Consider the following 21,171-nt stretch of genomic DNA (forward strand, 5'->3'; position numbering starts at 1 on the left):
GAGGGCGGCATGCGTCCGTTCCTCACATCGTGCACTTAGAGTCCGACATGTAGTCGTGGACCTTCACCGTGCCGGCGATGATGTCGTCACGCGCCTTGTCGGTCGCAGTCTTCATCTCGGGTGTGATCAAGGCCCGGTTGGCGTCGTCGAGCGCCCAGGCGACGCCGTCTTCCTTCAGCCCGAGCACGGAAATGCCCGGCTTCCAGCTGCCCTCGCGGGCTGCCTTGAAGGAGGCGTAGGTCGCGACATCGACGCGCTTCAGCATCGAGGTCAGCACCTTGCCCGGCTGCAGGGCGTTCTGGTTGGAATCGACGCCGATGCCGAGCTTGCCGGCATCCGCCGCAGCGCGCAGCACGCCGATGCCGGTGCCGCCGGCCGCGTGGTAGATCACGTCGGCGCCGCGGTCGATCTGCGACTTGGCAAGCTCGCCGCCCTTCACAGGGTCGTTCCAGGCGGAGGGCGTCGAGCCCGTCATGTTCTGGAAGACCTCGGCATCCTTCTTCGCCGCCTTGACGCCCTGGACATAGCCGCAGGCGAATTTGCGGATCAGCGGGATGTCCATGCCGCCGACGAAGCCGACCTTGCCGCTCTTCGATGCCATGCCGGCGAGCAGGCCCACGAGATAGGAGCCCTCATGCTCCTTGAACACGACCGACTGCACGTTCGGCAGGTCGACGACCATGTCGATGATCGTGAATTTCAGGTCGGGGAATTCGGCTGCCACCTTTTGCAGGGCGGTCGCCTGGCTGAAGCCCACCGCGATGATCGGAGAATGGCCGTCGCGCGCGAAGCGCCGCAGTGCCTGCTCGATCTGCGCCTCGTTGGTCGGCTCGAAATCGCGGAACTCGACACCGGTTTCCTTCTTGAACTTCTCGGCGCCGATGAAGGCGGCCTCGTTGAAGGACTTGTCGAATTTGCCGCCCTTGTCATAGACGACGGCCGGCTTGATTGCGGTCTGCGCCATGGCGGCGAGAGCCGAAAAGGCGACGCCCGCTAGCGCCAGCGCAAGAGATCTGACCCGCATATGTGCTTCCCCTGTGAACGCGCGGCGCGGTTTTTCCGCCCCTGCCTGCGCGCACGATGGCACGGCTTCCTCGCCCGGCCAAGCCGGTCAGCAGGCCATTTCCCCCCGCCCCGCCATCGCCACGATTGCCCAATCCGGCGGTTCGGCTTAACTCTGATGCATGAGCCTGCACGGTGACGAGATCGAACGCTATGCGCGCCATCTGGTGCTGCCGGAGATCGGCGGTCCGGGGCAGGCCAAACTCAAGTCGACCAGCGTGCTCGTGATCGGCGCCGGCGGACTTGGTGCGCCGCTGATTCAGTATCTCGCCGCTGCCGGTGTCGGCATGATCGGCATCGTCGACGCCGACCATGTCTCGCTCTCGAACCTGCAGCGCCAGACGATCTTCAGCAGCGCCGACCTCGGTGCGAACAAGGCGGTGGCGGCGGCCGGCTTCATCAAGCGGCTCAACCCGCATGTCGCGGTCGAGGAGCATGTCACCCGCATCGATTCGCATAACGCCCGCGCCATGGTCGCCTTCTACGACGTGGTTGCCGACGGCACCGACAATTTCGAGACGCGTTACGCCGTTGCAGACGCCTGCTTCCACGAGAAGAAGCCGCTCGTCACCGCAGCCCTCGGCCGCTTCGATGGGTCGCTGACCACGCTGCGCCCGCATGAGAAACGGCCGGACGGGCGGCCGAACCCGACCTATCGCTGCCTTTTCCCCAATCCACCACCGCCCGGCACGGTGGCGCCCTGTGCCGAGGCCGGTGTGCTCGGCGCACTCGCCGGCGTGATGGGCTCGCTGATGGCGCTGGAGGTGATTCGCGCAATCACCGGCTTCGGTGAGCCGCTGGTCGGCAAGCTCCTGCTCGTCGACGCGATGACGATGCGCTTCGATACGATGCGCTACGACTGGGATGCCGCCAACCCGTTGAACGGGACGGCGATCGCCAGGAGCGCCTGAGCCTCCGGCGCCATTGCTCCACTGTCATTCCGGCAGGCCGAAAGACCGGTTCGCTTCGCCCTGAAGCTCGCTCAGCGCAATGGCGGGACCTCTTAGCCCCTGCTGCCGACCTTTGTCTCGATTGCGTCCCAGACCTGGGCGGCGATATCCGGCCCGCCCAGCTTCTTGACCGCGCGCACGCCCGTCGGCGCCGTGACGTTGATCTCGGTCAGGTTGCCGCCGATCACGTCGATGCCGACCAGGATCAGGCCCCGCTCGCGCAGCGTCGGACCAATCGCCTCGCAGATCTCGAGCTCGCGCTTGGAGAGGTCGGTCGGGGCGGCGGCGCCGCCACGCACCATGTTGGCGCGCAGGTCACCATCGGCCGGGACGCGATTGACCGCGCCTGCCGCCTTGCCGTCCACCAGCAGGATGCGTTTGTCGCCGGCGCTGACCTCCTTCATGAAGCGCTGGACCACCCAGGCCTCCTTGAAGATTCCGGAGAAGAGATCGAAGAGCGAGCCGAAATTGGGGTCGCCCTTGCCGGTCTTGAACACGGTCGCGCCGCCATGGCCGTAAAGCGGCTTCATCACGATCTCGCCGAACTCCTCGCGAAAGGCCTCGATCTCGGCCTTGTCGCGGGTGATCAGGGTCGGCGGCATCAGTTCGGGGAAATGCGTGACGAGGATCTTTTCGGGCGCGTTGCGCACCTGCGCGGGATCGTTGACCACCAGCGTCTTCGGATGGATGCGCTCCAGCATGTGCGTGGAGGTGATGTAGGCCATGTCGAAGGGCGGGTCCTGCCGGAGCAGCACGACATCGAGCGTCGAGAGATCGGTGCGCTCCTCGGCACCGAGGGTGAAATGGTCTCCCTCGATATCGCGTACCTCGACCGGCCGGATCGGCGCGGTGACCTTGCCGTCCCGCAGCGAAAGCTTGTCCGGCGTATAGGTGTAGAGCCTGTGTCCGCGCCGCTGCGCCTCCAGCATCAGGGCGAAGCCGGTATCGCCGGCGATCCTGACGCGTTCGATGGGGTCCATCTGGATGGCGACGGCAAGGGTCATGGGCACGGTTCCTGTTGCGCGGCCTCATATCGGCCCAGGCCCCATGCCTGTGCAAGGGGCAGGCTGCGCGTCACAGGATCAGCTCGAAGGCGCCCGGCACATGGCGCGGTCGACGCCAGGGCGCGAGGAAGACGGCATCGGCTCGCAAATGATGGTCCATCGCCCAGGCATTGCGCGAGAGCCATTGCCGGATGCGGGCCTCGATCAGCCGGCGTTTCTCGGGCGTGATCGCGGTCAGCGCATCGTCGAGCAGGCCCCGGGCCTTGACCTCGACGAAGGCGATGGTGCGTCCGCGCTTCACGATGAGGTCGATCTCGCCGCCTTTGCCGCCGAAGCGCCGGCCGAGCGGCCGGTAACCCTTGGCCGCGAGCCAGAGGATGGCCAGCAACTCACCGCGCTGGCCGGTCGTTCCGGCTCGTCTCGCCTTCTGGCTGCGGGCCCTGGCTCTCAAGGCTCGCGGGTCAGCTCGAGGGCGCGCGCATAGACCTTGCGGCGTGGCTGCCCCGTCTCGGCGGCGACCTGCGCGACGGCCTCCTTGAGCGAGAGCCGCGCCATGGCCTCGCGCAGGCGCTCATCGATAACATCTCCCGCCGGAAGCAGGGCCTCGGCTCCGGGTGGACCGATGATCACCACGATCTCGCCGCGTGCTTCTTCCTCCTCGCCATAATGGGCGGCGAGTTCGACAAGCGTTCCGCGTTGCACGGTTTCGTGGAACTTGGTCAGTTCGCGTGCAACCGCGGCCGGCCTTGCGCCCAGCACGGCGCCGGCATCGGCAAGCATCTCGGCGAGACGGCGTGGTGATTCGAAGAAGACGAGCGTCCCGGGAATGACCGCCAACTCGGTCAGCCGCCCGCGCCGCGCGGCCGATTTCGGCGGCAGGAAACCTTCGAAGAAGAAGCGGTCCGTCGGCAGGCCGGCGAGCACCAGCGCTGCGAGCACGGCCGAGGGGCCCGGAATGCCGGTGACCGGCAGTCCTTCGGCGACGACATCGGCGACCAGCTTGTAACCGGGGTCCGACACCAGCGGCGTGCCGGCGTCGGAGATCAGGGCAAGCCGTCCGCCCTCTCGCAGCTTGGCCAGGATCTTCGGCCGCATCTGCGCAGCATTGTGCTCGTGATAGGGCAGGAGCGGTGTCGAGATTCCGTAATGCGCCAGCAGCGTCTTGCTGGTGCGCGTGTCTTCGGCGAGCACGGCATCGGCCGCCGCGAGCGTTGCCAGGGCGCGAAACGAGATGTCGCGCAGATTGCCGATCGGGGTTGCGACGATGTGCAGGCCGGGCGCCAGCATCTCCGCTTCGGCGCGAAGCCCGAAGGCCGTGTAGCTGGGTGCGCGCTGAGATGCAGGCGGGGCGGAGGCAGGTGGGGCGGAGGACGGAGCGGACATGTCCGCAAGCTGCCACAGCCGCCGCCCTTATGCCACGGCCGCACGCGGCTGCGCCTCGTTTCAAATGCGGCAAGACAGAGTTAACAACTTGAAAATACCATGTCGCACTGGCAGGAGTTCTCCACGGTCGGGGGACTGCAAGCTGGATACGGTCGCAATGACCGCGTTCCCCGTTCTCGACTGGAGATGATCCCGTGCGGCTTCAACGGCTCCCCCTTCCGGTCTCGAGGCTGCGTCTGGCGGCTCTGGCCCTTGGTGTCTCGCTTGGGCTCGCGGCCTGCAGCGGTGGCACGTCCGGGCTGCCCGGCTTCGACAGTGGCCCGACGGCTCTGGGCGGCGAGGCATCGACCGGCCAGACCATTGGCACCGGCAAGGTCAAGGTCGGCCTTGTGCTGCCGCTGACTGCGGAAGGGCAGGGCGCGATCGTCGGCAACTCCCTGAAGAACGCTGCCGAGATGGCGCTTGCCGAATTTCCGGGCGCCGACCTCACGTTGCTGGTCAAGGATGATCGCGGGTCACCGGAAGGGGCGCAGGCCGCGGCCCAGGAAGCGCTGCGGGAAGGTGCTGAACTGATCATCGGACCGCTTTTCGCACCCTCTGTGCAGGCGGCTGCCCAGGTGGCGCGGGGCGCGAACCGCCCCATCATGGCTTTCTCCAGCGATAACAATGTCGCCTCGCGCGGTGTCTATCTGCTCTCCTTCCCGCCTGAGAACGACGTCAACCGCGTCATCGCCTACGCCTCGTCGCAAGGGCGCAAATCCTTTGCCGCGCTGGTTCCGGATACCGCCTATGGCAAGGTTGTCGAAGCCGCGTTCCAGCAGGCCGTTGCCAATCGTGGGGCACGGGCCGTCATCATCGAGCGTTTCGGCTCCGACCAGAACAGCATGCGCGCTGCAGTCCAGCGCCTCGTGCCGGCCCTGCAGCAGGCGGACGCGCTCTTCGTGCCGGCCGCCGCCGACAGCATGCCGGCACTCGGTCTTGCCCTTCAGCAGGCCGGGTTCGATCCGGCCAAGGTGAAACCTCTCGGTACAGGTGTCTGGAACGATGCCAGCGTCGCGCGCGTGCCGGCGATCCAGGGTGGCTGGTTCGCATCGCCCGACACGGCCGGCTTCAATGCCTTCGCCGGCCGCTATCAGCAGCGTTTCAACAGCGCGCCGACCCGCACCGCGACACTTGCCTATGATGCGGTCTCGCTGGCGGCGGCTTTGGCGCGGACCCAAGGAAGCCAGCGCTTCTCCGAGTCGGTCCTGACCAACCCGCAGGGCTTTGCCGGCGCGGACGGTGTCTTCCGTTTCCGGCCGGATGGTCAGATCGAGCGCGGTCTTGCGGTTCTCGAACTGCGCAATGGCCAGATCGTGACCGTCAACGCCGCGCCGCGCGACCTTGGGCCGAGGACGTAACAAATCCGCGCCCGATCCCGGGCGCTGCAACCCGCAGATCCCGGACTCTCAGAAACAGATGCGGCACGTGGTGCCCGGCGCAAGGCCGGGCAAGGGCGGCGACAGATTTAAGCCGCCAGATCCGCCACCAGCGCGTCCAGGACCAGCGCCCCGTCCGGCGTCGCGGCGAGCTTGCCGCCGGGCTTGCGTGTCAGCAGGCCCTCCTTCATCAGGCTGTCGACGCGGGCAGACTTCAGTTCGCGGCCTGAAAGCGCCCTGAACGTGACCGGGTCGATGCCCTCGACCAGCCGCAGGCCCATCAGCAGATATTCGTCGCCTTGCGCCTCGGCGTTCAGGCTCTCGTTCTCGACCAGCGCATGCCCCCCGGCCTCGACGCGCTCGAGCCAGACTTCCGGCCGTTTCTCGGTCGATTGCGCCATCCGGCCGTCCGATGTGACGAGCCTTCCATGCGCACCCGGGCCAATGCCGGCATATTCGCCATAGCGCCAGTACACGAGATTGTGCCGGCATTCGGCGCCGGGCCTGGCATGGTTGGAGATCTCGTAGACCGGCAGGCCGTGCTTCGCCGTGATCTCCTGCGTCGTCTCGTAGAGCGCAGCGCCGACTTCATAGTCGGGCACCTTCAACTTGCCGGCCTTGAACAGCGCCGCGAAGGCGGTGTCGGGCTCGATGGTGAGCTGGTAGAGCGAGAGGTGCTCGGCGGCATGACTGATTGCGAGCTCGAGCTCCTCGCGCCAGAGCGCGGGGGTCTGCTCGACGGAGCGAGCATAGATCAGGTCGAAGGAGTAGCGTTCGAAATAGCGCCGCGCGATCGCCACCGCATCGAGCGCTTCCTGTGTCGAGTGCATCCGGCCGAGCGCCTTGAGGTCGGCGTCGTTCAACGCCTGCACGCCGAGCGAGACGCGATTGACCCCGGCGGTGCGGAAATCCTGGAAGCGCCCGGCCTCTACGCTGGTTGGGTTTGCTTCGAGCGAGACTTCGCAGTTCGGGTCGACCGCCCAGGCGCCGCCGATCGCGTCGAGGATCGCGCCGACCGTGCGGCCCTCCATCAGCGAAGGCGTGCCGCCGCCGAAGAAGATCGAGGAGACGGTGCGTCCGGGCGCGAGCTGAGCGCGGTGCGCGATCTCGCGCTTGAAGGCCTCGATGAAGCGCGGCTGGTCGGGCGGCGTATGCCGCACATGCGAGTTGAAGTCGCAATAGGGGCATTTGGCCAGGCAGAACGGCCAATGCACATAGACCGCGAAACCGGCCCCCGCGGTCGGATGCGGCGGGACCGCCTGTCGCTCGGCGATGGCGGCCGGCGCGTTCACTGGGGCTGCCTCAGGCAGGCGGCGGCGAGATGCTGAAAGGCGCGGGCGCGATGCGACAGCGCCTCCGAACCGTCCGCCGGCACGCCGTGCTTTTCGTCGGAGGTCATCTCTCCAAAGGTCTTGGCGCGGCCGTCCGGCTTGAAGATCGGATCATAGCCGAAGCCTGAAAGACCGCGCGGCTCATGGACGATCTCGCCGTAGACGCGGCCTTCGAACAGCTCCTGGTGTCCGTCCGGCCAGGCGATGACCAGGGCCGAGACGAAATGACCCCGACGCTTGTCGGAGGTCGTTGCGCCACGCTTGGCGAGCTCGGCCTGAACGCGGGCGAGAGCCGGGGCAAAATTCTTGCCCGGTCCGGCCCAGTTGGCGGAGAACAGGCCCGGCGCACCATCGAGCGCATCGATGCACAGGCCGGAATCATCGGCAATCGCCGGCAGGCCGCTCGCTTTGGCGGAGGCGACCGCCTTGATCGCGGCATTCTCCGAGAACATGTGGCCATTCTCCTCGGGCTCGGGCAGGCCGAGTTCACCGGCCGAGACCAAATCGACGCCATAGGGCGCCATCAGCTCGCGCATTTCGCGTAGCTTGCCCTGATTATGGGTCGCGATGACGACCTTGCCCTGGAGAAGCCGATGTCCGCTCATGGTCAGGCCACGGTCGCCTTCTGCAGCGCCACCAGCTTGCCGACCCCCCCCTTGGCGAGCCGGAGCAGGGCCATCAGCTCATCCTCCGAGAAGGGGGCGCCTTCGGCGGTGCCCTGCACCTCGACGAGGCCGCCTGTTCCGGTGATGACGAAGTTCGCGTCGGTCTGCGCGCCGGAATCCTCGACATAGTCGAGATCGATGACCGGATTGCCAGCGACGATACCGCAGGAAATCGCGGCGACATGGTCCTTGAGCGGGTTCGATCCCTTGAGCATGCCGCGCCCCTCCATCCATTTCAGCGCGTCGTGCAGTGCGACCCAGGCGCCGGTGATCGAGGCCGTGCGCGTGCCACCATCGGCCTGGAGCACGTCGCAATCGACCACGATCTGGCGCTCGCCGATGGCGGTCAGGTCGACGACCGCGCGAAGCGACCGCCCGACCAGCCGCTGGATTTCCTGCGTGCGGCCGGACGGCTTCCCGGAGGTCACCTCGCGGCGCGTGCGTTCATGCGTCGCACGCGGGAGCATCGAGTACTCGGCCGTGACCCAGCCCTTGCCGGTGCCGCGCAGCCAGGGGGGACCCTTCTCCTCGACCGTTGCGGCGCAGAGCACCTTGGTCTCACCGAAGCTGACCATGCAGGAACCTTCCGCATAGCGCACCACGCCGCGTTCCAGCGTGACCTTGCGCATCTCGTCGGCCGCGCGTTTGGAGGGTCGCATGTTCACATCCCGATTTCGTGAGTTCGGCGGCTTGTAGGCGTTTGGGCCGGGCGCGGCAAGGCAAGCCGCCCGCGCTTGCCTCTTGATCCGCTGCCGCGCCGAAGGGACAATGGCCCATGTGCAACCTGACACTCGCCTCGCAATGAGCGCGCCCACGCGGCAGGACAGCCCTGGCGGGCTGGTCGAGACCGACCAACGCTCCCGTGAGATTTTTCGGCAGATCGTCGACGGCTATCTCGCGACCGGCGAACCTGTCGGCTCGCGCAATATCGCGCGGCTGCTGCCGGTGTCGCTGTCGCCGGCAACCGTGCGCAATGTCATGACCGACCTCGAAATGGCCGGGTTGATCTACGCGCCGCATACCTCGGCCGGGCGGCTGCCGACGGAGCGCGGACTGCGCTTCTTCGTCGACGCCATGATGGAAGTCGGCAACCTGACCTCCGAAGAACGCGCGCGCATCGAGGCGCAGATGCGGGCGGCGGCCTCGACGCGGACATTGGACGGTGCGCTGACCGAGGCGTCTGCACTGCTGTCCGGTCTGTCGCGCGGTGCCGGCGTTGTCGTCACCACCAAGGCCAATTCCCGCCTGAAGCATATCGAGTTTGTCCGGCTGGAGCCGGCCCGCGCGCTTGTCGTGCTCGTGGCGGAGGACGGCACGGTCGAGAACCGCTTGCTCGCCCTGCCGCCGGGCCTGCCGGCATCGGCCCTGACGGAGGCTGCGAATTTTCTCAACGCCCGTGTCCTCGGCAAGACCCTGAGCGACCTGCGCCGAGAGATCGCCGACGATCGCGTCACCATGGAGCGCGAACTCGATGCGTTGACGGCGAAGCTTGTCGAGAGCGGCATCGCCACCGCCTCTGGCCCGAGCAGCGATCGCCATCTGATCGTGCGCGGCCAGGCCAATCTGCTGGAGGATCTCAAGGCACAGGAGGATCTCGAGCGCATCCGCCTGCTCTTCGGGGATCTCGAGACGCAGACCGACGTGATCGACCTGTTGTCCCGCGCCGAGGCCGGCGACGGCGTGCGCATCTTCATCGGCTCCGAGAACAAGCTGTTCTCGATGTCCGGCTCCTCGATGATCGCCGCACCCTTTCACGATGCCGAGCAGCGCATCGTCGGCGTCGTCGGCATTATTGGCCCGACACGGCTGAACTATGCCCGCATCGTGCCGATGGTGGATTACACCGCCAAGGTCGTCGGGCGACTTCTGGATGGTGCGCGGTGAAGCGCTTCTTGCGCACCGGCCTGATTCTGGTGCTTGGAGTTTTTGCGATGTCGGCTTTGGCACAAGATGGACGGGCGAGCCTCCTCGATGCGGCTGCTGGCGGCAGGGCTGCCGAGGTATCCCGACTGATCGCGGCCGGAGCCGATCTCGATATTCGCGATGCGCAGGGGCGCTCGCCGCTGCTGCTCGCCGTGGCCGGCAACCATATCGCGGTCGCCAAGGCGCTGCTCGCGGCGGGCGCCAATATCAACGCGCAGGCGGCCAACCGCGATACGCCCTGGCTGCTCGCCGGCGCCGCTGGTCGCGCCGAGATCGTCGCTGCGATGATACCGCTGAAGCCCGATCTCACGATCCGCAACCGCTATGGCGGCAACGCCTTGATCCCGGCCTGCGAGCGCGCCCATGTCGAGACGGTCAAGCTGCTCCTGACCAGCGGCATCGATCTGAACCATGTCAACGATCTCGGCTGGACCTGCCTGCTCGAGATCGTGATCCTGGGCGATGGCGGGACGCGGCATCAGGAGGTTGCAAAACTTGTGCTCGATGCCGGCGCCGATCCCAGTCTTGCCGACAAGGATGGTGTCTCGCCGCTCGCCCATGCCCGTCAGCGCGGGCAGCGGGCCGTTGCGGCGTTGATCGAGAAGGCCGGCGGCCGCTGAACTATTCCAGCCAGTCGGTGATGAACCGCTCGCTGGCGTGAATGTCGATCGCCTCGAGCCGTCCTGGGCCAAGGCTGTTGAACTTGTGCGGTACACCGGCGGGAACGACGAGGATCTGGCCGGCTTCTGCCTCGATGGTCCTGTCGCCGATCGTGTACAGGCCGCGTCCGGCGCGAATGATGAAGGTCTCGGCATAGGGGTGGGAATGAAGGCGCGGGCCGTCGCCTGCTTCGGCGCTGACGAAGATCAACGAGACTCCCGCGTCAAACGGGTATCCCTGCAACTCTCCGCGCCAATGCTCGGGGTCCCCGGCCCAGGTCTTTCGCTCGATCAGATGGCCCGTCATGTCGCGCTCCATGGCCTCGCTGGTCACGAATTTCGCACTGGCCGGAAGGCTGCTCAAGCATCCCGATTTGGCATCGACGCATTCTGGCGTTACCTCTGCCGCCAAAGCGACCCAGGTGCGCTCCAGACCACAAGGCCAAAGACATGACCGACACGCTCCCCGACCGTCTCTCCGTCAACCCGGACAGCCCCTTTTACGACGCCGAGGTGCTGGCGAAGGATATCGGCATCCGGTTCAAGGGCACCGAGAAGACCAATGTCGAGGAGTATTGCGTCAGCGAGGGCTGGATCAAGGTCGCGGCGGGCGCCGCCAAGGACCGCTTCGGCCGGCCGATGACGATTACGCTCAAGGGACCGGTCGAGCCTTACTATCGCAACGCGGAGTAAGGCGCGGGGCTTGACGGCCGCTGCGATAGTGCCCAGCCGAAGCAGAGGACGGCGAACAGTCCGAGCCCGGCGCGAATGGCGTGAAGCTCGCCCCAACGCTGAATCAGAGTGCGGCTCGCGGCGCTGGCTTGCGCCGCGGCCATGGCCTGCAGTTCCGCGTTGATCGGTGCGATGACCAGCAGCGTGAATGGCAGATTGGCCAGGATCGCGAGCATGCCGATCAGCCAGGCGGGATGGCGGGCGGAGCGCCAGGACAGGCCGGCACAGAGCGTCGTGATCACGACCAGCGTCGCCTGCATCCGTGTCGCCGGACCGATGGCCGCCTGCCATTGCCGCAGGAGCGCCCCGTCGTCGAGCGACAGTCGTGCCGGCTGTTCGGCGGTGAGGATGTAGATCGCCGCGCCGCTGAACAGCGCTGCCAGGGCCAATGTGATCGGCCCGATGCTCCGGGCGAACGCGGTTTGCGGAATGAGGTCGGTCCCTTGGGGCATCGTCACCTCCCGATTTTGAACAGCATGCTATATATCATTGCATAGCATGCTGTTCAACTGATATTCGGGCCCTGGCAAGGGGGATGCGATCGTGACGACCTTCAAGACCCATTCCGCCGGCTATCTCGCCAACCACATGGCGCGGCTTTTCGCCAAGGCACTGGCCGATGCCATCCGGCCGCTCGGGCTTGCGCCCGCACAGTTCATGGTCCTGCTCGAACTCTGGCGTGAAGACGGCGTGACCCAGAAGCATCTGGTCGAACGGCTGGATGTCGAGCAGGCGACGATGGCCAGCACGCTTGCGCGCATGGAGCGGGACGGTCTGATCGAACGCAGGCCCGATGCGGTCGATGCCCGCGCCCGCATCATTCATCTCACAGCGCGGGCCCGGGAACTGGAGGAGGCTGCCATTGCGGAGGCACGGCAGGTCAACCGGCGGGCGCTGGCCGGCTTCCCGGAGGACGAGGCGGAGCGTCTGCTCGCCGGCATGCGGCGCATCATTTCCTCACTCTCCGGCGAACCCGCCCAGCCCGATCTGCCGGTCAGGCCCAATCTGATGGATTAGGCGAGCGACTTGAAGAAAAAGGTCGAGCCGCAATCGCTGCCATCGGGCATCAGCGCATAGCGCGGAATCGTACCGATCTCGGTCCAGCCCAGCCGATTGTAGAGCCGGCGCGCCGGGCCGGCTTCGTCAGTGTCGAGGCAGAGCAGCGTCCGTCCGGCCTTCAACGCCTCGGCCTCCGCTGCCAGCATCAGCGCTTCGCCGATGCCCTGCCGGCGTGCGGAGGAATGCACCAGCACTTTGGCGATATCGGCGCGGTGCGGCTGGTTCGGCTTGCCTGCGGGGTGAACCTGCGCGGTGCCGACCATCTCGTCGCCCTGCCGCGCGACCAGAAGCAGGATTTGTCCTGCTTCGACGCCGACAGCGACACCTGTCCAATAGGCCTCGAAATCGGACTCGGTGTTCTCCGCCATGAAACCGACCGAAGCACCGCTCGCGACGGAATCCCGAAGGATGCCGGTGAGCGCGGGGATGGCCTTGCGCGCACCAGCGGCATCGAGACGCGTGATCGAGGGCGTTTCTACGAGATGCGTCGTCATCGTGACTTTTCCTGGGATAGGCCGTCTGCCGTCATCAGCACGACGGCATAGCGGGCCGGCTCCGGGCCGGGATTGTGATAGGTGATCGGCCCGTCGAGCAGCATGTGGATGCAGTCGCCGGTCCGCAGCTGATGGCTCCCGCCGGCAAAGCTGAGCTCGAGCTCTCCGGCGAGCAGCCAGACCTGCTGGTCGAGGCGGTGCAGCATGCGCGGTCCATCGAGCAGCACGCGTGCTCCAGGTGGCAGCGTCACGTCGACGATTTCGACCGGCGAGCCGGTGCCCGGCGGCGAGACATTGCGCCGCACATAGCCGCTGCCGGGGTCGGGCCAGACCGGCTGATCGGCCAGGCGCGCGACCGGGCCGGCATGGCGCTCCTCATGGAACAGCGACGACAAGGTCACGCCGAGCCCGGCCGTCAGCCGGTCGAGCAAGGCCGCGGTCGGGCTCGATTCGCCCCGTTCGATTCGCGAGATCATCGCGCGGCTGACGCCGGTGCGCTCGGCTAGCACGTCGAGCGTCAGATCGCGCCGTTGGCGCGCTGACTTCAGGCGCGTCGCGAGGCGCTTGTCGATGTCTCTCTCGGGAGGATGTTCCATGTTAGTAGAGAAAATCTAATATAGTAGAATGTCAAGCGCCTGTCGTGCTGTAGAGAAGCAAGGCGCCTGCCACAAACCCTTGGCCCCGTGCGGCTTCACTGCTATTGCGCGCCCATGAGCACGCGCAGTTTCGACAACATCCGCAATTTCTCGATTGTGGCCCATATCGACCACGGCAAGTCGACCCTTGCCGACCGGCTGATCCAGCAGACCGGCACGGTCGCGGCCCGCGACATGAGCGAGCAGATCCTCGACTCGATGGATATCGAGAAGGAGCGCGGCATCACCATCAAAGCGCAGACCGTCCGGCTCGATTACCGTGCCCAAGACGGCAAGGATTACATCCTCAACCTGATGGACACGCCCGGCCATGTCGACTTCGCCTATGAGGTGTCGCGCTCTCTGGCTGCCTGCGAAGGCTCGCTGCTGGTCGTCGACGCCTCCCAGGGCGTCGAGGCGCAGACACTCGCCAACGTCTATCAGGCGCTCGACGCCAACCACGAGATCGTCACGGTCCTCAACAAGATCGACCTGCCGGCAGCCGAGCCCGAGCGCATCAAGCAGCAGATCGAGGACGTGATCGGGCTCGATGCCTCGGAAGCCGTGCCGATCTCGGCCAAGACCGGGCTCAACATCGAAGGCGTGCTGGAAGCGATCGTCCAAAAATTGCCGGCGCCGAAGGGGGATCTCGAAGCGCCGCTGAAGGCGCTGCTGGTCGATTCCTGGTACGATGCCTATCTCGGCGTCGTCGTGCTCGTGCGCATCATCGACGGCGTGCTCAAGAAGGGCATGACCATCCGCATGATGCGGGCCAACGCTGCCTATGGCGTCGACCGTGTCGGCGTGTTCAAGCCGAAGATGCTGGAAGTGAAGGAACTCGGCCCTGGCGAGGTCGGCTTCTTCACCGCCTCGATCAAGGAAGTCGCCGACACCGCCGTCGGCGATACGATCACAGACGATCGCAAGCCGGTCGCCGAGCCGCTGCCAGGCTTCAAGCCGGTGCAGCCAGTGGTGTTCTGCGGCATTTTCCCGGTCGATGCCGCCGATTTCGAAGTGCTGCGCTCGGCGATGTCGAAGCTGCGCCTGAACGATGCCTCGTTCTCCTACGAGATGGAGACCTCGGCGGCGCTTGGCTTCGGCTTCCGCTGCGGCTTCCTCGGGCTGCTGCATCTCGAGATCATCCAGGAGCGGCTCGAGCGCGAATTCAACCTCAACCTGATCTCGACCGCGCCGTCCGTGGTCTATCATCTCAGGCTGCGGGACGGGACGACGCTCGAGCTCCACAACCCGGCGGACATGCCGGATGTGATGAAGATCGAGGCGATCGAGGAGCCCTGGATCCGCGCCACCATCTTCACGCCGGACGAGTATCTCGGCTCCGTGCTGAAGCTCTGCCAGGACCGGCGCGGCCTGCAGATCGACCTGAGCTATGTCGGCTCGCGGGCCAAGGTCGTCTATGACCTGCCCCTGAACGAGGTGGTGTTCGACTTCTATGATCGCTTGAAATCGATCTCGAAGGGCTATGCCTCCTTCGATTACGCCATCACCGACTATCGCGAGGGCGATCTCGTGCGCATGTCGATCCTGGTCAATGCCGAACCGGTGGATGCGCTCTCGATGCTGGTCCACCGCACGCGCGCGGAGGCCCGCGGCCGCGCCATGTGCGAGAAGCTCAAGGAGCTGATCCCGCCGCACATGTTCCAGATTCCGATCCAGGCTGCAATCGGCGGCAAGATCATCGCCCGCGAGACCATCCGGGCGCTGCGCAAGGACGTGACTGCCAAGTGCTATGGCGGCGACGCCACCCGCAAGCGCAAGCTTCTGGAGAAGCAGAAGGAAGGCAAGAAGAAGATGCGGCAGTTCGGCAAGGTCGAAATCCCGCAGGAAGCCTTCATCGCCGCGCTGAAGATGGACAGCTGAGCAACCCGCGGTAGGCGACCGCTAATCGAAGGCAACATCAAAGATCATAGGGCGGTGGTCGGAGCCATATCCGCTCCGCCCATATGACGCCGCAGCCGACTTTACGTCAGGCGTTGCGAGCAGGTTGTCCAGTAGGACCAGCGGCGCGAACTTGTGTGAGGGCCAGGTGGCGCCGAAGGTCGCATGACGTCGGAGCTCCGTTTCCGCGATCAATCGGTTGAGTTTCCACGAAAACGGCGTGAGATTGAAATCGCCCACCAGTATCTGCGTGCCAGTTACATTGCGGAAGCGCTCGCCCAGAAACCGTGCCTGCGAAACCTGCCAGTCTGGCTGGAACGGATAGGCAAGGTGCAATCCTGTCACAGTAAACGCCTTCCCACGAGCTGAGCTGAAGGTGGCCCAGATAAGGGGTGGTTCATGCCGTGTTCGGTCCGAGTATCCGGCCTTGAGACTTGGAGTTTTGGACAGCAGAACCAGCCCGCAGTTCCGGCGAGCGCAGGACGTCACCGACGGGTAAATCGTCAGCAGGGCAGGAACCAGTTGGGCTTCCAAGCGTGCGTCGACTTCTTGCAGGACAACGATATCGGCACCGGACTGCTTGATGAAGTCCAGGACGCCTTCGAGGTCCTTGTTGCCGACCCAAACATTGAACGTTGCAATCCGAAGAGACGCTTGAGGCGCTGAACTGGGCAAGTATGCGAGTGGCGCCGCCGCCAGAACCATATTGATACCGGCGATAATGGCGACCGGAACCGTTAGGGATCGAATCCGCGCGAACCACGCCACGATGAAGAGGCCACCGGTGGACAACAGAATGGGAAGCCGGAAGTGGTTGATGATGTCGAGATAGGGATAGAAGGGAGCTGCAAGACCCAGCGCGGTTGCCGCAAAGATGATTAAAGCGCCCAGGATCAGGATTGCGGCAATTGCCAACTTTCCGGAATTTCTGACACGGCTGTCACTACGGTCGGCAACGGACGCGCTGATCTCAGCTTCCATGTCAGGTCCCGAATGGCTGAATCGGATTAGGACCGATCAGGTGGCTATGGCGCTGGGCTGGAACAGTGCTTCCTTCACGCGAGCGCGGCCTGCCGCGTTTCCGCATTGATCAGGAACGCCGCCGTGGCTGCAACCAGCAACAATGCTGCAAACAGGGCAATCGCGGTGGCAAAACTCTGCGCAATCACGAGCGCCACCGCCGATGGCGCGAGCAGGCCGCCGAGCCGCGCCATGGCGCCGGCAACCCCCATGCCCGTGCCGCGCAATTCGGTCGGGTAGAGTTCGGGAGTGAAGGCATAGAGCGCACCCCAGGTGCCGAGCAGTGCAAAGCTCATCAGCAGGATCGACGCGCCGATCACGGTTGTGCTGCCTGCGCCGACAAACAGGGCGCAGCCTGCCGCGCTGAGCAGCAGGAAGCCGATCAGGGTCGGTCGCCGACCCCATGTTTCGACGCCATAGGCGGCCAGCGCATAGCCAGGCACCTGCGCCAGCGCGACGATGACGAGGAATCCATAGCCACGGACGAAGCCGAAGCCCTCGCCTGCGAGCTTGGCCGGCATCCAGGTGAAGACGCCGTAATAGGACACCGAGACCAGGAACCAGATTCCGAGGATCAGCAGGGTGCGCCGACGCAGATCGGGCGCGAGCAGGCCGGAGGACCTTGTCGCCTGGGGCAGGATGATCGCCAAATCGGACGAGAGCTCGGCCTTCCCGTTGGCGCGCAGCATCTGGTTGAGCACGCGCTTGGCATCGTCACCTCGCCCTTCCTTCAGCAGGTACAGGGGTGATTCCGGGACCCAGAAGCGCAGCCAGATGCCGATCAGCGCGGGTAGCCCGGTCGCGGCAAAAATCCAGCGCCAGGCGTCAGCGATCCCGGCGATGCTTGCTGCCCACGCGGCCAGGGCTACCGCAATCGTGCCGACCGCCCAGAATCCTTCGAGCATGACCAGCCAACGCCCGCGGTTCTTTGGCGGCAGGAACTCCGCCATCATCGCATAATCGACGGGCAACGTGCCGCCGACCGCGACCCCGGTCAGGAAGCGCAGCGCGAGAAGGACTGCGAAGGACGGGGCGAAGACCGAAAGCAGCCCGAACACCGCATCGCAGGCAACCGTGATCAGGAGCACGCGGCGGCGGCCATAGCGGTCGGCCATGCGGCCAAACAGCGCGGCGCCGATCAACATGCCGAGGAAGAACAGCGTTCCGGTCTGCAGGGCCTGCGGCACGCTGAGCCCGAAGGTCGCAGCGATCGAGCCGGCGGTGAAGCCGACCGCCAGCACCTGCATGGCATCGGCTGCCCAGACGAGACCGAAGATGCCGAGCAGCCGGCGCTGGAATGGGCCGGTGCCGGCGGTGGCCAGGACGCTCTCGACAGGAATGCTCATGGCATGGCGAACTTTCTTCGAGGCGCCTTCGGGCCGTTCGTGGCGGATTCGGCGCTAGATCCGGACGCCGAGACCACGCAAGGCCGCGCGCAGGTCGATCGGTTCGACGAAATGCACGGCCTGCATGCCGACATGACGGGCGCCCTCAACGTTCTTGGCGCTGTCGTCGATGAAGATGCAGGAATCCGCGACAAGGCCGTAGCGCTCCAGCAGCACGTGGTAGATCGCGGGGTCCGGCTTGATCAACCGCTCATGTGCCGAGACCACGACGCCATCGAAGGAGCCGAGGAAAGGGAAACGGGCGACGCTCTCGTCCCATTTCTCGCGTGAGAAATTGGTGATCGCATAGACCTTTTCACCCTTGGCCTTCAGGTCCGAGAGGATCGTGACGCTCTCCGCGATCTCGCCGGACACCGTCTCGTGCCAGCATTCGTCGAAGGCCTTGATCTCGCGCTCCCATTCCGGATGAGCCGAGACCAGTTCGGCGACGGCTTCCGCCCAGGGTCGGCCGCGATCCTGCTCGACGTTCCAGGCGGAGGTACAGACATTCTGCATGAACCAGTCCATGCGTGCTTCGTCAGGGATCAACTGGCGGTAGAGATGGCGTGGATCCCAACGGATCAGGACGTTGCCGACATCGAAAACGACGGTGGGGCTGGTCGAAGGCATAGCCGGTCCGTTCTGAATACGAGGTGGATCGCAGAAGGCTCACGTCCTTGTGTGCAGACGTGCGAGACAGAGGCAAGGCCTCTCGCGTATTCGGGACATGCGATGGTGGAGATCGGCATGAAGGCATGGTTGCCATGGCTGGACCGGCAGGGGCGCTTCTCGGGGCTGCGCGCTGCAACGTTCGCGCTGCTGCTGGTGCCGGCGCTCTGGCTCGCCTTTGATGCCTGGACCGGCCAGCTCGGCTCGAAGCCCTGGACGCGGGCGGTGCATGATAGCGGCACCTGGGCAATCAGGCTGTTGCTGGTCACGCTTGCCGTCACGCCGCTGCGCCGGATTCTCGACTGGAGCAAGCTCATCGGCATCCGCCGCATGCTGGGCCTCGCCGTGCTCGCCTATGCGCTCGCCCATCTCGCGCTTTACTGCATCGATCTCGGATTTGACGCCGGGCTGATCGTCTCCGAAATCGTCAAGCGCTTCTATCTCGTCGTCGGCATCACTGCGCTGACCGGGCTGGCCGCACTCGGTGTAACCTCGACGGACGGCATGATCCGCCGGCTGGGTTCCGCCCGCTGGCAACAGCTGCATAACCTCGTCTACGCCATCGCTGCGCTGGGGCTGCTGCACTTTGCCCTGCAGGCGAAGATCGACGTCACCCAGCCCGCGCTGATGGCCGGGCTCTTCGGCCTGCTGATGCTTTACCGAGTGCTGCCGCGATTCGGAGTGACGCTCGATACGCCCCGGCTGGTCCTGACGGCGCTTGCAGCCGGCCTTCTGACCGCGCTCTGCGAAACGGCCTGGTATGCGTTGGCTACCGGTGCCTCTGCCTGGTTGGTGTTCCAGGCCAATGCCGATGTCGTCGTCTACGGTGATATCGACACCCTGAGGCCCGGGCATTGGGTCGCGCTGGCGGGGCTTCTCGTCGCCTTCGCTCATTACTGGCGCGCGCCTGAAACGCGACAGACGGACCGGCGTGCGCGCCGCAGGGAAGGGCTTTCCGCGCAAACGGGGGCCTGAGAGCAGATCATTCCAAACTGATGGTTGGCAGCCCGCGGGTGAGGCTCTAACCCTATGGCATGCCTGACGACCCGAATGCCCAACCCACCGCCGACGTAGCCGCAGCCGATGTTGCCGCGACGGGGGGCGGGGCGGTCGACGACGGTCTGTCTTCGCCTTTCGTGCCTCTGCGCCAGCCGATTTTCCGGGCTGTCTGGTTCGCGAGCCTTGCCTCCAATTTCGGCGGCATGATCCAGTCGGTCGGCGCGGCGTGGCTGATGACCTCGATCGCCAGTTCCGCCGACATGGTTGCGCTGGTTCAGGCTTCGACGACCTTGCCGATCATGATGTTCTCGCTGGCGGCCGGAGCGATCTCCGACAATTTCGACCGGCGCAAGATCATGCTGACGGCGCAGGGCTTCATGTTCACAGTCTCCGTCGCGCTCGCCGTTTCAGCCTGGTTCGGTGTGATCACGCCCTGGCTGCTGCTCAGCCTGACCTTTCTGCTCGGCTGCGGCACGGCCTTGAACGGACCGGCCTGGCAATCCTCGGTTGGCGAGATGGTGCCGCGTCGCGACCTGCCGGCCGCGATCACGCTGAACAGCGTCGGGTTCAACATCGCCCGCAGCGTCGGTCCTGCGCTGGGCGGCTTCATCGTCGCTGCCGCAGGCGTCGTCGCCTCCTTCACGGTGAATGCGCTGAGCTATGTCGGGCTCGTCACCGTGCTGGCGCGCTGGAACCCGCCAAAGATCGAGCGCGTGCTGCCACGCGAAACGCTCGGCATCGCGATGAGCGCCGGCATCCGCTATGTCGCGATGTCGCCAAATATCCGCTCGGTGCTGCTGCGCGGTGCGGCCTTCGGATTCGGTGCCATCGCGGTTCAGGCGCTGCTGCCGCTGGTGGCGCGCGATCTCGTCAAGGGTGGGCCCCTGACCTTCGGCCTGCTGCTCGGCGCTTTCGGAGCAGGAGCGGTCGGCGGCGCTCTGCTGAGCGCGCGGGTGCGCCGCACGCTCACGACGGAGACGCTGGTGCGCGCCTCCTTTGCCGCCTTCGCGGCGGCGGTCATCCTTGCGGGGCTGAGCGTCTATACCGTGACGACGATGGCCGCCCTGCTCGTCGCCGGAGCGAGCTGGGTCCTGGCACTCTCGACCTTCAACGCGACCGTGCAGCTCTCGGCACCGCGCTGGGTCGTCGGTCGGGCGCTTGCGCTCTATCAGATGGCGACCTTCGGTGGGATGGCCTTCGGCAGCTGGGTCTGGGGCTCTATCGCCCTGCATTTCGGCACCGACCGCGCCCTGTACTGTGCAGGGGCGGTTCTGCTTGCCGGAGCAGCGCTTGGCCTGCGCTATGCGCTGCCGCCGCTCGAGCAGCTCAATCTCGACCCGCTCAGCCGCTGGCAGGTTCCGAAGGTGGCGGTCGATATCGAGCCGCGCAGCGGTCCGATCATCGTCACCATCGAGTACATCATTCGCGAGGAGGATATCGTCCCCTTCCTCAATGTGATGGCGGAGCGCCGCCGCATCCGCCGCCGCGACGGTGCAAGGCATTGGACACTGCTGCGCGATCTGACCGATCCGCGTCTCTGGATCGAGCGTTACGACAGCCCGACCTGGGTCGAATATATCCGCCAGAACCAGCGCGTCACCCAGGCCGATGCCATGATCGGTGATCGTGTACGGGCCCTGCATCAGGGGCCGAACCCGCCCGTGGTGCACCGCGTCATCGAACGGCAGACCGGCTCTCTACCCTTCGTCCAGCCACAACCGGTGCAGGATGCGGCGACCCCCACGACTGATCCCCGGATCAGCTAGCATTACAGTTGCCTTTTTGATTTAACGTGAGCTTGCTGAGCGATGGCTTGATGGGCTCTTCGCCAGAGCGACCATGCGATGACGTGCGCTGGCTTGATGCGTCGCTGGGCGAGCCTGA

General features: G+C 65.6%; 23 protein-coding genes. 9 read left to right on the plus strand and 14 right to left on the minus strand.

Annotated features, from left to right (window positions below):
* Positions 1–22: 22 nt before the first annotated feature.
* Positions 23–1,024: a BMP family protein gene (locus FG93_RS10390; protein WP_043234213.1), complete on the minus strand. Its 1,002-nt coding sequence runs from the start codon at positions 1,022–1,024 to the stop codon at positions 23–25.
* A 160-nt stretch (positions 1,025–1,184) separates the two neighbouring features.
* Between FG93_RS10390 and FG93_RS10395 the strand changes: the two genes are divergently transcribed.
* On the plus strand, positions 1,185–1,973 hold the full coding sequence (locus FG93_RS10395; protein WP_043234214.1) for a HesA/MoeB/ThiF family protein: 789 nt from the start codon (positions 1,185–1,187) through the stop codon (positions 1,971–1,973).
* 92 nt (positions 1,974–2,065) lie between these two features.
* Here the strand turns inward: FG93_RS10395 and gshB are convergent, their stop codons facing one another.
* The 3 genes from gshB to rsmI form a co-directional block, all read right to left on the minus strand.
* The gene (gene gshB / locus FG93_RS10400; protein WP_043234215.1) at positions 2,066–3,016 is read right to left on the minus strand and encodes a glutathione synthase; all 951 of its coding nucleotides are present in this window, start codon (positions 3,014–3,016) and stop codon (positions 2,066–2,068) included.
* A 70-nt stretch (positions 3,017–3,086) separates the two neighbouring features.
* Positions 3,087–3,467 (minus strand): YraN family protein, encoded by a 381-nt coding sequence (locus FG93_RS10405; RefSeq protein ID WP_043234218.1) that lies wholly within the window; start codon positions 3,465–3,467, stop codon positions 3,087–3,089.
* Entirely contained in the window at positions 3,464–4,399 is a 936-nt protein-coding gene (gene rsmI, locus FG93_RS10410) for a 16S rRNA (cytidine(1402)-2'-O)-methyltransferase (RefSeq protein ID WP_043234224.1), read from the minus strand. Before rsmI ends, FG93_RS10405 begins: the two co-directional genes overlap by 4 nt.
* 194 nt (positions 4,400–4,593) lie before the next feature.
* Here rsmI and FG93_RS10415 point away from each other — a divergent pair, with 194 nt between their 5' ends.
* Positions 4,594–5,799, plus strand: a complete 1,206-nt coding sequence (locus FG93_RS10415) for a penicillin-binding protein activator (RefSeq protein ID WP_043234225.1) — start codon at positions 4,594–4,596, stop codon at positions 5,797–5,799.
* 107 nt (positions 5,800–5,906) lie between these two features.
* Here FG93_RS10415 and hemW read toward each other — a convergent pair whose 3' ends face one another.
* The 3 genes from hemW to rph are packed head-to-tail and all read right to left on the minus strand — an operon-like array spanning position 5,907 to position 8,472.
* Positions 5,907–7,109, minus strand: a complete 1,203-nt coding sequence (gene hemW / locus FG93_RS10420; RefSeq protein WP_244448559.1) for a radical SAM family heme chaperone HemW — start codon at positions 7,107–7,109, stop codon at positions 5,907–5,909.
* Positions 7,106–7,753 (minus strand): RdgB/HAM1 family non-canonical purine NTP pyrophosphatase, encoded by a 648-nt coding sequence (gene rdgB / locus FG93_RS10425; protein WP_043234227.1) that lies wholly within the window; start codon positions 7,751–7,753, stop codon positions 7,106–7,108. The genes hemW and rdgB overlap by 4 nt, the downstream gene beginning before the upstream one ends.
* 2 nt (positions 7,754–7,755) lie before the next feature.
* Positions 7,756–8,472 carry a ribonuclease PH gene (rph, locus tag FG93_RS10430; protein WP_043234228.1) on the minus strand — a complete coding sequence of 239 codons (717 nt, stop codon included), beginning with the start codon at positions 8,470–8,472 and terminating at the stop codon, positions 7,756–7,758.
* Between the two features lie 142 nt (positions 8,473–8,614).
* On the opposite strand from rph, the gene hrcA reads away from it, so the two are divergent.
* Both hrcA and FG93_RS10440 read left to right on the plus strand, forming a co-directional pair.
* Positions 8,615–9,697: a heat-inducible transcriptional repressor HrcA gene (hrcA, locus tag FG93_RS10435; RefSeq protein WP_052513598.1), complete on the plus strand. Its 1,083-nt coding sequence runs from the start codon at positions 8,615–8,617 to the stop codon at positions 9,695–9,697.
* Positions 9,694–10,356: an ankyrin repeat domain-containing protein gene (locus FG93_RS10440; protein WP_152579384.1), complete on the plus strand. Its 663-nt coding sequence runs from the start codon at positions 9,694–9,696 to the stop codon at positions 10,354–10,356. Before hrcA ends, FG93_RS10440 begins: the two co-directional genes overlap by 4 nt.
* Position 10,357: 1 nt before the next feature.
* On the opposite strand, the gene FG93_RS10445 is transcribed toward FG93_RS10440, so the two are convergent.
* On the minus strand, positions 10,358–10,702 hold the full coding sequence (locus FG93_RS10445) for a cupin domain-containing protein (protein ID WP_043234275.1): 345 nt from the start codon (positions 10,700–10,702) through the stop codon (positions 10,358–10,360).
* 143 nt (positions 10,703–10,845) lie between these two features.
* On the opposite strand from FG93_RS10445, the gene FG93_RS10450 reads away from it, so the two are divergent.
* Complete coding sequence (locus FG93_RS10450) at positions 10,846–11,088, plus strand: DUF3297 family protein (RefSeq protein WP_043234229.1); 243 nt, start codon at positions 10,846–10,848, stop codon at positions 11,086–11,088.
* Here FG93_RS10450 and FG93_RS10455 read toward each other — a convergent pair.
* Complete coding sequence (locus FG93_RS10455) at positions 11,070–11,579, minus strand: DUF1772 domain-containing protein (RefSeq protein WP_052513599.1); 510 nt, start codon at positions 11,577–11,579, stop codon at positions 11,070–11,072. The two genes, FG93_RS10450 and FG93_RS10455, sit on opposite strands and share 19 nt — an antisense overlap.
* A gap of 91 nt (positions 11,580–11,670) precedes the next feature.
* On the opposite strand from FG93_RS10455, the gene FG93_RS10460 reads away from it, so the two are divergent.
* Positions 11,671–12,144, plus strand: coding sequence for a MarR family winged helix-turn-helix transcriptional regulator (locus FG93_RS10460; protein ID WP_043234230.1), 474 nt, complete (start codon positions 11,671–11,673; stop codon positions 12,142–12,144).
* Here FG93_RS10460 and FG93_RS10465 read toward each other — a convergent pair.
* Both FG93_RS10465 and FG93_RS10470 read right to left on the minus strand, forming a co-directional pair.
* Complete coding sequence (locus FG93_RS10465; RefSeq protein WP_043234231.1) at positions 12,141–12,680, minus strand: GNAT family N-acetyltransferase; 540 nt, start codon at positions 12,678–12,680, stop codon at positions 12,141–12,143. The two genes, FG93_RS10460 and FG93_RS10465, sit on opposite strands and share 4 nt — an antisense overlap.
* On the minus strand, positions 12,677–13,276 hold the full coding sequence (locus FG93_RS10470) for an XRE family transcriptional regulator (RefSeq protein ID WP_043234233.1): 600 nt from the start codon (positions 13,274–13,276) through the stop codon (positions 12,677–12,679). The genes FG93_RS10465 and FG93_RS10470 overlap by 4 nt, the downstream gene beginning before the upstream one ends.
* A 114-nt stretch (positions 13,277–13,390) precedes the next feature.
* Between FG93_RS10470 and lepA the strand changes: the two genes are divergently transcribed.
* Positions 13,391–15,196 (plus strand): translation elongation factor 4, encoded by a 1,806-nt coding sequence (gene lepA / locus FG93_RS10475; RefSeq protein ID WP_043234234.1) that lies wholly within the window; start codon positions 13,391–13,393, stop codon positions 15,194–15,196.
* A 21-nt stretch (positions 15,197–15,217) separates the two neighbouring features.
* On the opposite strand, the gene FG93_RS10480 is transcribed toward lepA, so the two are convergent.
* The 3 genes from FG93_RS10480 to FG93_RS10490 form a co-directional block, all read right to left on the minus strand.
* The gene (locus FG93_RS10480; RefSeq protein ID WP_043234236.1) at positions 15,218–16,195 is read right to left on the minus strand and encodes an endonuclease/exonuclease/phosphatase family protein; all 978 of its coding nucleotides are present in this window, start codon (positions 16,193–16,195) and stop codon (positions 15,218–15,220) included.
* Between the two features lie 74 nt (positions 16,196–16,269).
* Entirely contained in the window at positions 16,270–17,580 is a 1,311-nt protein-coding gene (locus FG93_RS10485; protein ID WP_043234240.1) for an MFS transporter, read from the minus strand.
* A 54-nt stretch (positions 17,581–17,634) separates the two neighbouring features.
* Positions 17,635–18,249 carry an HAD family phosphatase gene (locus tag FG93_RS10490; RefSeq protein WP_043234242.1) on the minus strand — a complete coding sequence of 205 codons (615 nt, stop codon included), beginning with the start codon at positions 18,247–18,249 and terminating at the stop codon, positions 17,635–17,637.
* 117 nt (positions 18,250–18,366) lie between these two features.
* On the opposite strand from FG93_RS10490, the gene FG93_RS10495 reads away from it, so the two are divergent.
* Positions 18,367–19,263: a sulfite oxidase heme-binding subunit YedZ gene (locus FG93_RS10495; RefSeq protein ID WP_244448560.1), complete on the plus strand. Its 897-nt coding sequence runs from the start codon at positions 18,367–18,369 to the stop codon at positions 19,261–19,263.
* Positions 19,264–19,322: 59 nt separating this feature from the next.
* A complete protein-coding gene (locus tag FG93_RS10500) occupies positions 19,323–21,053 on the plus strand; it encodes an MFS transporter (protein ID WP_081881441.1) in 1,731 nt (576 codons plus the stop codon).
* The last annotated feature ends 118 nt before the right edge of the window (positions 21,054–21,171 follow it).

This window comes from Allobosea sp. LC85, assembly GCF_000735605.1.
Taxonomy (GTDB): domain Bacteria; phylum Pseudomonadota; class Alphaproteobacteria; order Rhizobiales; family Beijerinckiaceae; genus Allobosea.